10 protein-coding genes are annotated in these 14229 nt (G+C 36.7%); 3 read left to right on the forward strand and 7 right to left on the reverse strand.

Features of this window, described 5'->3' with window-relative positions:
* The first annotated feature begins 106 nt into the window (after positions 1-106).
* Entirely contained in the window at positions 107-2890 is a 2784-nt protein-coding gene (locus ASE92_RS01930; protein ID WP_056848418.1) for a lantibiotic dehydratase, read from the forward strand.
* Here the strand turns inward: ASE92_RS01930 and ASE92_RS01935 are convergent.
* Positions 2880-4001: a sensor histidine kinase gene (locus tag ASE92_RS01935; RefSeq protein ID WP_056848419.1), complete on the reverse strand. Its 1122-nt coding sequence runs from the start codon at positions 3999-4001 to the stop codon at positions 2880-2882. The two genes, ASE92_RS01930 and ASE92_RS01935, sit on opposite strands and share 11 nt — an antisense overlap.
* Before the next feature lie 140 nt (positions 4002-4141).
* Between ASE92_RS01935 and ASE92_RS21035 the strand changes: the two genes are divergently transcribed.
* Positions 4142-4285: a hypothetical protein gene (locus ASE92_RS21035; protein WP_157255608.1), complete on the forward strand. Its 144-nt coding sequence runs from the start codon at positions 4142-4144 to the stop codon at positions 4283-4285.
* 1 nt (position 4286) lies between these two features.
* Here the strand turns inward: ASE92_RS21035 and ASE92_RS01940 are convergent, their stop codons facing one another.
* Positions 4287-5030, reverse strand: a complete 744-nt coding sequence (locus tag ASE92_RS01940; protein ID WP_056848420.1) for a LytTR family DNA-binding domain-containing protein — start codon at positions 5028-5030, stop codon at positions 4287-4289.
* Positions 5031-5426: 396 nt separating this feature from the next.
* Between ASE92_RS01940 and ASE92_RS01945 the strand changes: the two genes are divergently transcribed.
* Entirely contained in the window at positions 5427-5915 is a 489-nt protein-coding gene (locus ASE92_RS01945) for a type I restriction enzyme HsdR N-terminal domain-containing protein (protein WP_056848421.1), read from the forward strand.
* Between the two features lie 129 nt (positions 5916-6044).
* On the opposite strand, the gene htpG is transcribed toward ASE92_RS01945, so the two are convergent.
* From htpG to ASE92_RS01970, 5 genes are all read right to left on the reverse strand, one after another.
* Positions 6045-7931 carry a molecular chaperone HtpG gene (gene htpG, locus ASE92_RS01950; RefSeq protein WP_200926312.1) on the reverse strand — a complete coding sequence of 629 codons (1887 nt, stop codon included), beginning with the start codon at positions 7929-7931 and terminating at the stop codon, positions 6045-6047.
* Between the two features lie 488 nt (positions 7932-8419).
* A complete protein-coding gene (locus tag ASE92_RS01955; RefSeq protein WP_056848422.1) occupies positions 8420-8812 on the reverse strand; it encodes a PleD family two-component system response regulator in 393 nt (130 codons plus the stop codon).
* An 82-nt stretch (positions 8813-8894) separates the two neighbouring features.
* Positions 8895-9788: a hypothetical protein gene (locus ASE92_RS01960; RefSeq protein ID WP_056848423.1), complete on the reverse strand. Its 894-nt coding sequence runs from the start codon at positions 9786-9788 to the stop codon at positions 8895-8897.
* A gap of 17 nt (positions 9789-9805) precedes the next feature.
* Entirely contained in the window at positions 9806-11116 is a 1311-nt protein-coding gene (locus ASE92_RS01965; protein ID WP_056848424.1) for a TolC family protein, read from the reverse strand.
* A gap of 1 nt (position 11117) precedes the next feature.
* Positions 11118-14228 carry an efflux RND transporter permease subunit gene (locus ASE92_RS01970; protein ID WP_056848425.1) on the reverse strand — a complete coding sequence of 1037 codons (3111 nt, stop codon included), beginning with the start codon at positions 14226-14228 and terminating at the stop codon, positions 11118-11120.
* Position 14229: the final 1 nt, after the last annotated feature.

The following is a 14229-nucleotide window of genomic DNA, read 5'->3' on the forward strand; positions in this document are numbered from 1 at the left end:
TGTCTCTTGTTAGAGCCGTCTTCAGTTTTGAAGATGGCTTTTTACTTTATATAGCATGTGGGTTTTAACATTAATCTTTGTAATTTTCGCCCAATAAAATATCTCTATGAAACCCCTGATTCATCCCTCCATTATTTTCAGAACGCCGAAATTTTCACATCAAGCTGATCTTGAAAGTAGTTGGGATGAACTTAAAAAAGCCATTTCCATTTCATCATCTGCCTTTTACGAAACCATAAAAGACGTAGAAGCTCATGAACTGAAAAACCTGCCGCCAAAGATTTTTTTTACAGTATGGAAATATTTTAATCGGGCAAAATATCGCTCAACACCCTACGGCACATTTGCAAGTTTCAGCTTTTTGGCAAATGCCTTTAATGAAAGCGAAAGCAAAGTCATCATAAACAATGAGCAGATCGTTCATCAGTTTATCGATTGGCCGTATCGGAATGAACTTCATTTTGATTTCGAAAAATTGATGGCTGATAACATTCAGCTATTCAGCAACACTAGCTATTATTCAACACTCAACAGCATTAGGTATATTGCTTGTACCGAAGGTGTTTTCGAACTGGCAGAAATTGATCAAAATGAATCTGTAATGCAAATTCTCGAATCTTGTGCCAAACCGATTGCAGTAAATGATTTGATTAACACACTGGGTGTAGATGAAGCGGGTAAGGTAGAATTTTTAGAATTGCTTCATGATATGCACGCCATCCAACTTCTTTTTACGGAGTTTGACCCTAATGTGATAGGGAAAGATTATTTCGAAAGGATAGGAATCGATGACAGCAATCTCCCAAAATATTTAATAGCAGAAAGAAAAGTAATTGCAGGTGGTTTAGATGAACGTTTAATTAAGCCGATACCGACACTGATTGATCTTTTATCGAAAATCTTGAAATCTGATGAACGTGAAGCGCTAAAAAGCTTTATTTCGAGATTCAAGAATAAGTTCGATCAGCAGGAAGTTCCGCTTTCCATCGCACTCGACCCTGAAATGGGTGTGGGCTACGATGAATTGGAGCAGGTAAGCGAAGATGATTTTGTAGCGCAGTTTAATTCGAAGAAAAAGAATGCTGAAGACAAACAAGATTTAAAATCGACCTTAAAAACCAAACTTTCTGTAGCTGGTTTTGAAAACAAGGAGCCTATTTATTTGAATAAGCTAGCGTTCGAAACAAATGAAAGTGAAAGTATTCTGCCAAACTCATTTAGCCTTGTAATGTCGTTAGCAGATGATCTAATTTGTGTTGATCAAATTGGCGGTGTAACGGCAAATGCTTTAACCGGGCGCTTTTCTATCGCCGATAAAGCTGTGGAACAGTTTTGCAAGGAAACATCGGCAATTGAACAAAACGCAAACCCTGAAGTGCTTTTTTTTGATGTTGCTTACCTCGTTGAAACCAACGTGGATAATATCAATCGTAGAAAGCAGATTTACTGGCATCAATTATCCATACTGAATTTCGATACCTCCGCAGCGCCTCTTTCACTAGGCGATATTCAAATTTCGGTGAGTAGTAGCGAAGTCATTCTTAGATCAAAGAGCTTAAATAAAAGGCTTATTCCTCGTATGGCTTCGGCTTATAATTACACCCGGTCAGATTTGTCGGTGTTTAGGCTCTTGTGCGATTTGCAACATCAGGGTCTGCAAACTTCATTGTCGCTATCCCTTGATAGTATCTTTCCCGATCTGGGTTTTTATCCTCGCTTTCAGTTTCATAATATTGTATTAAGCGGTGCAAAATGGCGAGTAAGCAAAACACAATTCTACCCTAATAAAACAGCCGTCTCTATTGAAGATTGTCGTTCATATCTTACACAAATCGGAGTAAGTAAGTACTTTAAAGCGGGTTTGTCAGATCAAACTTTATGCTTCGGTTTAGATAGTGATGAGGATTTGAATGCTTTTCTTCAATTTATCCAAAAGCAGAATAAATTATATTTAGAGGAAGTCATCTTGCCCAAAAATGATGTTATTGTAGATCAGGCGCAAAAGCCTTATGTAAGTCAATTTATTTTAAACCTTTACCATAACAATAGCATTTACAAAAAAACAGAAATTAGCAGTAATAATGCAATTCCTGTTCAAAAGGTATTTCCTCCGGGAAAGGAGTGGCTATATTTCGAAATTTATTGCCATCAACAACGTTCCGATGAATTGTTAATTGGGGTGATCCCGTCTTTCTTAAATCAATTTTCAGCGCAGATAAAATCGTGGTTCTTTATCAGGTACAATGAAAATGGGAATCATTTGCGTTTGAGGATTTTACTGCACAACAACGAAGACGGACAAGCATTGGTTTCTACGCTAGGCGATCATCTGCAGGATTATATAGCGAGTGGTTTGGTTTCAGATTTTCAGTTAAAAACCTATAAGCGAGAGTTGGAAAGATATGGGGCGGAAATCATTTCGGATGTTGAAAATCATTTCTCTATCGATAGTGAGTTCGTCATATCGCAGTTGCAGCAACAAACAGATGCTTTTACCAAGTATAAATGGTGTTCTTATCTGGTAGATGGACTGTTGAAAGCTGTCGTTTTCGACTCTGAAGTGATGTTGAAAGTGATTAGGATGGTTTCCGATTCATTCAATAAAGAGCATCATTTGGATGCAACAGATTTCAAAAAACTCAACCAGCAATATCAGCAATATAAAATTGCGCCGAATTTTGACCCAAAACAAAACGAAAATTTCGACGGTTTTAAAAAATCATTTATTAGCGTACTTAAATTAACTGATGGAAACAGAAAAGTAAAACTCTTTACTGATCTAATGCACATGCATGTTAACCGATTGTTCAACAAAGATCAACGGACGAATGAAATGGTAATGTATTATTTTTTACTTAAGGACCTTCAGCGCAGAAGAGCTATTGGTTAAGGTTTAATTTAGACATTGGATTAATTACCTGCACATCGATCTCCGTTATATATCTATTCAACGGGTCTTTGTAGTATCTGAAAATATAATCATCCTTGTAAAAATTGGCTAGCCTTTTATTGATGTTGTCGATACCAACATGATGACTTTCATGTTCTTTTCCTTTATTATCATTCACCATATTAATGGTGCTGATGTTTAAATTATTGTTCTCATAATCGATTTTAATGATCGCCGGTTGCGTGGAGTGAGTTACATTACCATGCTTGAATATGTTTTCTACAAGGGTTAATAAGATAAGTGGTGGAAACCTTAAGCCAAACAAATCGCCATTAACCTCTAAATTTAAATTAATAGCATTTGCTGTTCTGAGCTGATGAAGGTTGATTAAGTGTTCAATTTGTTCTACTTCCTCGCTCAACGGAACCATTTCCGATGCTTCTGGCCTCTTTAAAGCATAACGCATCATTTCGGCCAGGTTCATGATCGCATCTGCAGCCATTGGCGCTTTTTTACGGGCGTCGTTGTATATAAAATTTAAGGTGTTGAATAGAAAGTGAGGGTTAATCTGGCTGCGAAGAAAGTTATTTTGCGATTGAACCAAATCATTCTCTAAAGCTTGTTTTTCTATTTGTGTAACGAGACTTTGGCGTTCCAAAGCCTCCACCTTTTTTCGATCTTCAAGATACTTTAGAATATAAATGTATCCTATTGAATAACCAATAAATAATGAGGATCGATAAATACACGCTAAAACAAACTTTCTATCAAAAGTTTCAAGCGTTTGTTTTTCCACAAGACCGATCACTCCAAAAAACATCACTAACATGAATGACACTAAAATATATGCAAAAAGTGAAAAAAGGATGATCAGGGGAAGTTTAATATAATATGGAATGTTATCATCGCTTTTCAAAGCTTTTCCAGAAAGATAACCATTAGAATAAAATACTGATATGTTAGTTACATAGATTAATATATATGCACCAATTGGACGAAATTGTCCGGTTACTAATCCTAAAATAAAAACCTCATATAAGATATAAAGTCCCCAAATAAGGAAGTGAAGCTTGTGCTTTTTGAAAAATGATTTTAGATGAAGTAGCGTCATTTTTGTGGTTTGATCTATTAATTTAGGGTTTTTATCTCCTGAAACCGAGTGTTTGTGTAAAAAAGTATAGAAGGTAATATTTACGTTGCAACTTTACAGAAATAAATAGCAATAATATTAAACCTTAAATTTATAATATCATGAAAACTCAAATGGCTCCAAAAATCAGTAAAAAAACTGTATTCGTTTATAAAAACATCAAAGCTAAAAATAACTACGTTACTAACCCAACTGGCGATATGAGTCATGCAACTGTTATGTCTAGCTATATCGTAGATTTATAGTCTACTGACTTCTATTTGATTTCAATAAGCTACTTTGTACGTAGGCGAAGAAAGCTTCTTTATAGCCTTCGCCAATCTGAATCATTTCATTATTTACAAGACGGATTATATTTCCATCTACCTTTTTGATTGCTGCTTTAGCAACTATATTCGATTTATTAACTCTAATAAATGCGTGGTTCTCTAAAGCTTTTTCAATCTCCTTTAATGTAAGGTAGGTGGTGTGCGTTTCTCCCTTGGTAATGATTTGAATATAATTCTGAAGTGCTTTTATGTAAAGTATTTCATCAATAGCAATATTGGAAAAAGCATATTTGTGGTCGCCTTTGATATAAAGCGCCGCCACCTGTTCGGCATCTTTTGAAGTAGCTTTGGCGTTATTTGCCTCCTTCTTCAAAATTCTATCAATACCTAAAGCAAATTTTGCAAATGAAATCGGCTTTAATAAATATTGATCTGATTGAACATCAAAAGCTTGTAACGCATAGTCAGGATGTGCGGTAGTGAAAACTAAATACTTAGCTTTCTCTCGGATATTTTTGGCAAGTTCTAAGCCATTAATTCCAGGCATATCAATATCCATGAAGAGGAGATCTATCTCGTCGTCAATGCTAATTTCGGTTAAGGCTTGAACTGGACTTGTAAAAGTCTTAAATACTGTTAGTCCCGGCATTTCTGCTATATGGTCTGTAAGTACCTCAATCGCATGTTGTTCGTCATCGATGACAACGCATTTTAGATTCATGATGTGATAAATATGAGTTTGGAATGATTTTAATGCAAGTTAAATAAAAATATAATCAAATTACTTCTTGCCTAAAAAAAAGCCTGTTGCCATTTTCTTACTACAAGAAAAACTTGGTTTCGTGTAATAATCCACATGGTTGATGTAAAAAAATAACGTACTCATTTCTTTTTAATAATCTTTATACTGTTTGCCAAAAACAGATAATTAATTGGTTTGCCTTTAAAAAGTAAATAGATTAATTAACCCTTTACATCTGCCTACCCAAGCTTGTGTAGCCTGTGGATAAGAAAATTAAAAACAGGCCATACAATACTGGGATCAGCTAATAGTTGTAAGTGGTAAGTGAATATGGCACAGCACAAATGAAAAACATAGAAATTACAAATACTCAACATGGAACTTAAAGACGAAATTGGTCAGTTTGCAGTAAGAATTAAGAAGATGCTTCCTCAAGTTCAAAATGAAGACTTAACCAGGAACGCATTGGTAATGCCATTTATTCAAATTTTAGGATTTGATCCTTCAGAAGTTCAGTCTGAAGCGGTTTTGGATTTTGGTGTTAAAAAAAGTAAGAAAGTAGATTACACCATTATGAAAGATGGTGAGCCAACTATTTTGGTGGAATGCAAGCACCATGAGGATAGTCTTGATATCCACGATTCTCGTTTATCAAAGTATTTTCGTAAAACTAAAGCAAAATACGGTTTGCTAACAAATGGTTTGGTTTATCGCTTCTATACAGAGAAAATGGTTAAATCTAAAAAAAATCAGGAGCCATTATTTGAGTTTAAAATTACTGATACTAAAGCGGCGACAATTGCAAAATTGATTGAAGAACATAAAGATTACTTCAACGTTGAGCAAAAGTCTGTAGCCAGTTAACATATTATTTAATCTAAGAGTCCCGAAATTCTAGATGAACTAAAGTCCTTTACAGGGCTTTTTTTTTATGCCTAAAAAAAAGGGAGAAGTCTTTCGGCTTCTCCCTTTTTAAATATTCGTTAGTGTAAATTAAATCAGTTCAACGCTTCTGCTCACAAATGCAGTTAATTCTGCGCCAGTTAACATGCCTTGCGCTAATAAAGCCAAATCTACAGCTTGCTTAGCCAAATTACTTTGCTCTTCGCCTTCTGCTTTTAAAATTTTGCTTACCAACTTGTGGTTGCCATTAATAGCCACTTTATAACTATCAGGCATTTGGCCGTAAAAGCCCATTCCACCGCCCATTGCAGCCATGTCTTTCATCCGACGCATAAACTCATCCATGGTTATAGTCACCGGTAATTCATCAGGATTTAACGCCACCACTTCTACCTGCATACCTGGTTTGGTAATTGCTTTCTCAAAAATCGTGGTCACTTCCTTTACCTGGTCTTCACTTAACACATGTTCGTTAACTTCGTCTTTCTCAATTAACTTATCAGCAACGCTCGAATCAACACGTTTGATAGAGGTTTTTTCTAGCTTTTGCTCTAGTTGCTGAATAAAGTGATTATCAATTGGTGAATCTAAAACCAATACATCATAATCTTTTTTATTGGCCGATTGAATGAAAGCATCCTGTTTCGAAGCATCATTTGAGTACAAATACACTACTGTTCCGTTTTTATCAGTTTGCAACGGAGCAACTTTTTCTTTGTACTCGTTTAATGTGAATAGTTCGTTTTTAGTGTTTCCAACCAATGCGAAATCTTTAGCTTTATCGTAAAATTTCTCTTCGCTAATCATACCATATTTAACGAACAAACCGATATCTTTCCATTTATCTTCGAAAGATTTGCGGTCTTTGTTAAACAGCTCCGATAATTTATCAGCAACTTTTTTGGTGATATAATTGTTGATTTTTTTAACGTTGCTATCTGCTTGTAAGAAACTACGCGATACGTTTAATGGAATATCAGGAGAATCGATTACACCGTGTAACAACATTAAAAACTCAGGAACAATATCTTTCACCTCATCGGTAATAAATACCTGGCGAGAGTATAATTTGATTTTGTTGCGTTGCATTTCGAAGTCGTTTTTCAACTTAGGGAAATACAATACACCTGTTAAATTAAATGGATAATCTACATTTAAGTGAATCCAGAATAATGGCTCTTCACTAAATGGATATAATTCGCGGTAGAAGTTTAAATAATCTTCGTCTGACAAATCTGCAGGTGCTTTTGTCCAGATTGGATTAGTTGTATTGATGATGTTATCAACTTCTACATCTTTATACTTTTTCTTGCCTTCTTCATCTTCACCGTCTTCAACAGATTCATTTTTAGTGCCAAATTTGATCGGAACAGGTAAAAATTTAGCGTATTTATCAAGGATTTCCTGCAATTTCGATTCCTCTAAAAACTCTTCCGAATCTTTATTTACATGAAGAATGATATCGGTACCACGGGTAGTTTTAGTGCCTTCAGTAATTTCGAATTCAGTACTTCCATCGCACACCCAACGAGCTGGTTCTGCACCATCCTGGTAGGATAAGGTTTGAATTTCAACTAAATCAGCAACCATGAAAGCCGAGTAAAAACCTAACCCGAATTTTCCGATGATTTCGTTTGCATCTTTAGCATCTTTAAATTTTTCTACAAATTCACTTGCGCCAGAAAATGCAACTTGATTGATGTATTTTTTAATTTCTTCGGCCGTCATACCCAAGCCATTGTCGCTAATGGTAATGGTTTTTGCGTCTTTATCAACCGCAACCTGTACCAAGGGTTGACCAACTTCGCCGTTAAACTGACCTAATGAACCTAGTCTTTTAATTTTCTGAACCGCATCTACTGCGTTAGAAACCAACTCACGAAGAAAAATCTCGTTATCAGAGTATAAAAACTTCTTAATTATCGGGAAAATGTTCTCGGTATGTATCGAGATATTTCCTTTTTCCTGTATGCTCATATATGTAAATAAATTGTTTAATCTACATCCTGCATATCAAGGCTTGTTCCAAAGCCTTTTGTTTGCCAAATTGACAGCGTTTTTTCGTCGCTATTGCAAAGCCAATTCTTCATTGGCTGCTGCAATCTCATTCGGGATGCTAATTATCGGTTAGCGGATAGCAATTTCTCAACGATTCTCATGGACGGTCGTCATCATCAGCTTTATCCTATCGGTCGGTGTCCTCACCGCCCGAAACCTGAAACGATTCTCATGAACGATCGTCATCCTCAGCTTGACTGGGGATCTTAGTCATCAGCTGCAATAAAAAAAGCCAAGTAGTTTTGTCTCCTTATCCTATCGGTCGGTGTCCTCACCGCCCGAAACATAAGGCAATTCTCCTAAACTCTCCACATCCTTAGCTTCACTAGGGATCTCAGTAATCATCAGAAATAAAAAAAGCCAAGWAGTTTTCGTCTCCTTGGCTGTATATTTTTAAAAATCTCTTCTTAATTCAACAAAAAACTTGGTTCGTTTTCTTCCAGGCTTAATATTTTGGTAATCTTCTTTAATAAAACATCCATCTGGAAAGGTTTCGATAAAAAGTCATCCTGACCATAATTTAATGTTGTAAAATCTTTCTGATCATATAAACCAGAAATCAACAAGATGGGAATTTTAGAAGTGCTTTCTATTGATTTCAACTGCTCGCATAATACCCTGCCATCAATATGGCCCAAAGAAATATCAAGTAAAATTAAATCTGGATTGAAACTCTCAATTCTGTTAAAAACTTCTTCGCCATCGTTTAGTGCCGAAACTTTAAAGCCACCAATTTCGAGTATTAACTGTATGGTTTCTAAAACCTCAATGTCATCGTCAACTACCAATATTCTCTTCATATATTTAAAGCAATTTATGCGCCCTTAAAATTATAACAAAATGTATATTGTTATGTTTAAAATCTTCAAAAAAATTTAACGTTTAGTTTATTTTAGAAATAACGCTATCGCTTTCTCCAGCTTGTTGTACAATTCCTTCCTTTTGAAGAATGAAGTTAAACAAGTCTTCTATTGGCTTTTGTAAAATTTTGCCTGGTTCTATTCCGTTAGCTTGCAAAACTTCTACCAACTCCTCTTGATAATAAAAAGCTATAGAGCCTACAAAATGACAAGGAACATCTTTATGCTTTGGATAATCTTTTATATTGGTATCAACAAATTCCTGAAAACCTGTTCTTAGAATGTCTTGGATAAAAGGATGTTCTTTATGACTAGCCATAAAACGGCTAAAGCTGGCCAAATAAATATTTGGAAAAGCTTTCTGGTATACATTAGTGATAATCTGGTCTTTTTCTGTAGGGAAAGCTTTTTTGAACTCTGCGGCTAAACCAGATGGCATTTTATTGTATAAATAAGCAAGTAGTACTTTCTTGCCGAAAAATGTTCCAGAGCCTTCATCGCCTAAAACATAACCTAAACCATGATGGCCATCGTGAATTTTTTTACCGTCGAAATAACAAATGTTTGAACCTGTACCCAAAATACAATTTAACCCTTCTGCGTTGCCGCAAGTAGCATAAACGGATCCCAAAAGATCATGATCTACTGAAATGAAAGCGTTTTTAAATATCTCCGACAAGCCATTCGACACTACCTCATGCTTATCAGGCGACGAACAACCTGCACCAAAAAAGTATATTTCTTTTACCTGTTCTGCATATTGCATTACCGTTTCATTTTTCGAAATGAGCTTGCTAATATCCTGCTCACTTAAAAAGTAAGGATTTATTCCGGGGGTGTTAAATTTTATGGTTTCGCCATTAAGATAGCCCATCCAATCTGTTTTCGAAGAGCCACTATCTGCAACAAGTATCATAGGAATAAATATAAAAATTAATTGGATAAATCTATGTTGCCACTAATCTCTTTCAACGTGGTTTCTGCAATTTTAGCTTGATATTGCATCTCAATAAAACGATTTTGTGCGTCAATGGCATTGCGTTGTGCCTCTCTAAGCTCTAGCGGGGCAATACTTCCTAATTTATATTTAGCCATGGTGATATCTAAATTCTCTTTCGCAATATCTACGTTACGTTGTTCCAGTTTAATTAAATCGAGATAAGTCGCATAATTTTGATAAGCCGTTAATAGTTGCGAATTTACATCAAGCTTGGTTTTACTCAAATTAAGTGATGAATTTTCAATATCAATTTTGGCATTGCGCTCTTGCTGACGCTGCAAAAAACCGTTAAATAAATTTAAACTGGCCGTTACGCCATAGGTAAATCCATTCGCCGCAAAGCGCTGGTTAAATCCGGTCGGACTTGTACTTTTGGCCCTGCTGTAACCAGAATTTAAACTAATCGCCGGATATCTGGCCCCTTTAATGGCTTTGAGGTTTAATGAAGCAATTTTTTGATTGATAAACGCATTCTGGACGCTTGGATTTTGTAGCTCCGCAATTTCTGCCTGTTTGCTAAATAAAATTCCTTTATCAACATCTATACTGTCTGCAACTGTAAAGCCAGTGCTAATATCTCTAACCAATAATTGATTTAAACGAACCTTTGCCACCTGAAGAAAATTCTTAATTTGAATGTAGTTAGAAGTGTCGGTATTATAATCTACCTGGGCTGTTAACACATCTAATTTCGACCCTCGGCCCAGTTGTAATTTAGTTTTAGCAATATTGCTGCGCCACACCGAAACATCAATGGCACTATCGGCGGCTACCAGTAATTGTTGCTGCCTTACAATATCATAATAAGCCGTAATTACATCTGATACGGTTGTTAGAATGGTAAGCCGGGCATTTATTTCTCCCTGTTTCTGCAATTCTTTTAAACGATCGTAGTTCGCAAACATCGTGAAGCCATCAAAGATTGTCCAGTTTAAATCGGCGCCATAACTGTTATTGGTACTTCTTGCCCCGCGGATCACTCTGTCTTCTCCGGTTACGGGTGTTTGCCTTGTATTTTGAATACTTCCACCGTTACTGTAAACCCCCTCAATGGTGGGAAGCATCCCTGCGTTGCCAATGTTAGCGTTGTTTTGTACAATCTTGATTTCGTTCTTGCTTATTTTTATGTCGTAATTATTTTGAAGCGCAATGGTAATCGCTTCCCGCAAGCTGAGTTTTTCTTGCGAAAACCCAGAAACGGATAGGCACAAAAAAAGTATGGATATGGTTAGTTGCTTACTCATCTTATTCTGCTATGTGTGTTGCTTCATGCTCAAAACGATCAGCATCTTTTAGTTGTTTGTTTGGTTTGTATGGTTTTGCCCAATACGAGTAAATGGCAGGGATTACAAAAAGCGTTAATACGAGCGAAAACAAAGTTCCGCCAACAATTACGGTTCCCATACTCATTCTGCTTTTTGCTGCAGCACCCAAAGCCAGGGCAATTGGTAGTGCACCTATGGCAATGGCCAAACTGGTCATTAGAATTGGACGTAAACGAGAAACCGACGCTTCGCGAATGGCTTCCGGTATGGCCATACCTTTTTCTTTTAGCTGATTGGCAAACTCCACGATCAAAATACCATTTTTGGTTACCAAACCAATTAGCATAATGGTTCCAATCTGGCTGAAGATATTCCAGCTTTGACCGCATAACCAAAGCGATAAAAATGCCCCGGCAACGGCCATTGGAACAGTTAAAATGATAATGATAGGATCTTTAAAACTTTCAAATTGTGCTGATAGAATTAAATAGACTAACAACAATGCCAAGCCAAAAGCGAAGAATGTATTTGAAGAACTTTCTTTAAAATCTCTTGATTCGCCGCTTAAATCGGTAGAGAAAGTTTCATCTAAAACGCTGGCTGCAATTTTATCCATGGCATCTATCCCTTCGCCAATGCTTTTACCTGGCGCTAAACCTGCAGAAACAGTGGCAGAAATAAAACGATTATTTCTATATAATTGCGGTGGACTGCTTTCTTCTTTTGCTGTAACCAAATTATCAAGCTGGATTAATTCGCCTTTATCACTACGAACGTAAACAGAACTTAAATCCAAAGGATCTTTCCTATCGCCCCGGTCAAACTGACCAATTACCTGATATTGTTTGCCATTCATAAAGAAGTAGGAGAACCTTTGACCACTTAAACCAAGGTTTAGCGTTTGTGCAATGGCAGAAATTGATACCCCAAGGTTTTTCGCTTTATCACGATCTATAGTCAGGTTGATTTCTGGCTTATTGAATTTTAAATTAACATCCGATACGGTAAAAGTTGGATCTTTGGCAACAGCCTCCATAAATAACGGTACTTTCTCTCTTAACTTTTCGAAGTTTTGTGCCTGGATGATATAACTGATGGGTAAACCGCCTCTTCTACCCACAGAAATTGTAGGCTGCTGGTTGACAATTACTTTACCCTCAGTATATTTTTTTGTGATTTTCGTGAGCATGTCAGCAATTTCTTTCTGCGAACGTTCACGTTTCTCAGGGTCAACCAAACCCATCCTCACGAAACCCATATTTGTTGAACCCGCACCACCAAAACCAGGAGCTGTAATGGTAATATTTACATTCTTCTCCGAAACGGAATCAATCACCATTTGATTTAATTTCATGATGAATTTATCTGTCGAAGTAAATGATGCACCCTCGGGCAAAGTTGCCGTCATATTGATGGCGCTTCGATCATCGTAAGGGGCGGTTTCTTTAGGCAACAACTTCCAAAATAAGAAAATCAAGCCCATACATACCACAATAATGGGAATGGAAAGCCATCGTTTATCTAAAAACTTATTCAGATTGGATGCATAAGCATCATTAAGTTTAATGAAGTAAGGCTCTGTCCAGTTATAGAATTTAGAAGGTTTGTGCCCGCCTTTTTTCATCAGATAGGCATTTAACATTGGAGTTAACGTTAACGATACAAAGGCAGAAATCAATACTGCAGCACCAATTACCACTCCAAACTCTCTAAATAATCTCCCAACAAATCCCTGTAAGAAAATTACTGGTAAGAAAACAGCTGCAAGTGTGATGGAGATGGATATTACCGCAAAGAAAATTTCATTTGAGCCTTTAATTGCCGCTTCAAATGGCGACATCCCTTCCTCAACCTTTTTGAAAATGTTTTCAGTAACTACAATCCCATCATCAACCACCAAACCTGTAGCTAAAACAATCGCCAGTAAACTCAAAACATTAATCGAAAACCCGAAAGCGTACATCACAAAAAAAGTGAAAATTAAGGATACCGGTATATCAATGAGCGGCCTGAAAGCAATTCCCCAATCTCTGAAGAAAAGATAAATAATTAAGATTACTAAAACTAAGGATAGGCCGATGGTTTCAGCCACCTCTGTTACCGATCTTTTAATAAATAACGTATTATCCAGCGAAACATTCAGCTTAATATCATCAGGCATATCTGCCTTTAATTTATCAAAACGATTATAAAATTCTTTACTAATATCGAGGTAATTGGCTCCAGGTTGAGGAATGATGGCCACTGCAACCATTGGTTTCCCTGATTCACGCAGCACGGTTTCTTCATTTTCTGAGCCTAAAGTTGCATAACCAACATCCTTAAGCTTAACAACCTGGTTGCTATCTGATTTAAGAATCAGATTATTGAACTGTTCTTCGTTAACCAGTTTACCCAAAGTTTTTACGGTAAGTTCGGTGGTTTCGCCTGTAATTTTTCCTGAAGGCAGCTCTACGTTTTCATTATCTAGTGCAGTTACAATGTCTTGAGAGGTGAGTCCGTAGGCACTTAACTTATTTGGATCCATCCAAATCCGCATGGAATATTTCCGTTGCCCCTGAATTTGTACACTACTCACACCAGGAATGGTTTGAATCCGATCGGCAATCACATTTTCGGCAAAATCACTAAGCTGCAAGGTATTGCGTTTATCGCTCTGGATCGTCATCGAAAGGATAGGGTCAGAGTTTGCATCAGCTTTGCTTACAATGGGCAAACCATCAATATCGCGGGGTAAATTTCTTGCTGCCTGAGAAACTTTATCGCGAACATCATTTGTTGCTTCCTCAATATTTTTATCAAGGTTAAACTCTACTGTAATGTTACTTGTTCCCTGGTTACTGGAAGAAGAAATATTCCGAATCCCATCAATTGAGTTGATTGATTTTTCCAGCGGCTCCGTAATCTGCGATTCAATGATATCAGAGTTTGCTCCAGGGTAGGAGGTTCGCACCGAAACTACGGTCGGATCGATAGAAGGAAATTCCCTTACGCCCAGAAATGTATAACCAATTATCCCGAAAAGGACAATCAGCAGGTTCATTACAATGGCAAGAACAGGCCTTTTTATGCTCGTTGTAGAGATACTCATA

The organism is Pedobacter sp. Leaf41 (assembly GCF_001422545.1).
In the GTDB taxonomy this organism is placed as follows: domain Bacteria; phylum Bacteroidota; class Bacteroidia; order Sphingobacteriales; family Sphingobacteriaceae; genus Pedobacter.

Bases quoted from the DNA above. Each gene is read 5' to 3' on its own strand.
- ASE92_RS01930 (WP_056848418.1), top strand. From the start codon at position 107: ATGAAACCCCTGATTCATCCCTCCATTATTTTCAGAACGCCGAAATTT.
- ASE92_RS01935 (WP_056848419.1), bottom strand. From the start codon at position 4,001: ATGACGCTACTTCATCTAAAATCATTTTTCAAAAAGCACAAGCTTCAC.
- ASE92_RS21035 (WP_157255608.1), top strand. From the start codon at position 4,142: ATGAAAACTCAAATGGCTCCAAAAATCAGTAAAAAAACTGTATTCGTT.
- ASE92_RS01940 (WP_056848420.1), bottom strand. From the start codon at position 5,030: ATGAATCTAAAATGCGTTGTCATCGATGACGAACAACATGCGATTGAG.
- ASE92_RS01945 (WP_056848421.1), top strand. From the start codon at position 5,427: ATGGAACTTAAAGACGAAATTGGTCAGTTTGCAGTAAGAATTAAGAAG.
- htpG (WP_200926312.1), bottom strand. From the start codon at position 7,931: ATGAGCATACAGGAAAAAGGAAATATCTCGATACATACCGAGAACATT.
- ASE92_RS01955 (WP_056848422.1), bottom strand. From the start codon at position 8,812: ATGAAGAGAATATTGGTAGTTGACGATGACATTGAGGTTTTAGAAACC.
- ASE92_RS01960 (WP_056848423.1), bottom strand. From the start codon at position 9,788: ATGATACTTGTTGCAGATAGTGGCTCTTCGAAAACAGATTGGATGGGC.
- ASE92_RS01965 (WP_056848424.1), bottom strand. From the start codon at position 11,116: ATGAGTAAGCAACTAACCATATCCATACTTTTTTTGTGCCTATCCGTT.
- ASE92_RS01970 (WP_056848425.1), bottom strand. From the start codon at position 14,228: ATGAGTATCTCTACAACGAGCATAAAAAGGCCTGTTCTTGCCATTGTA.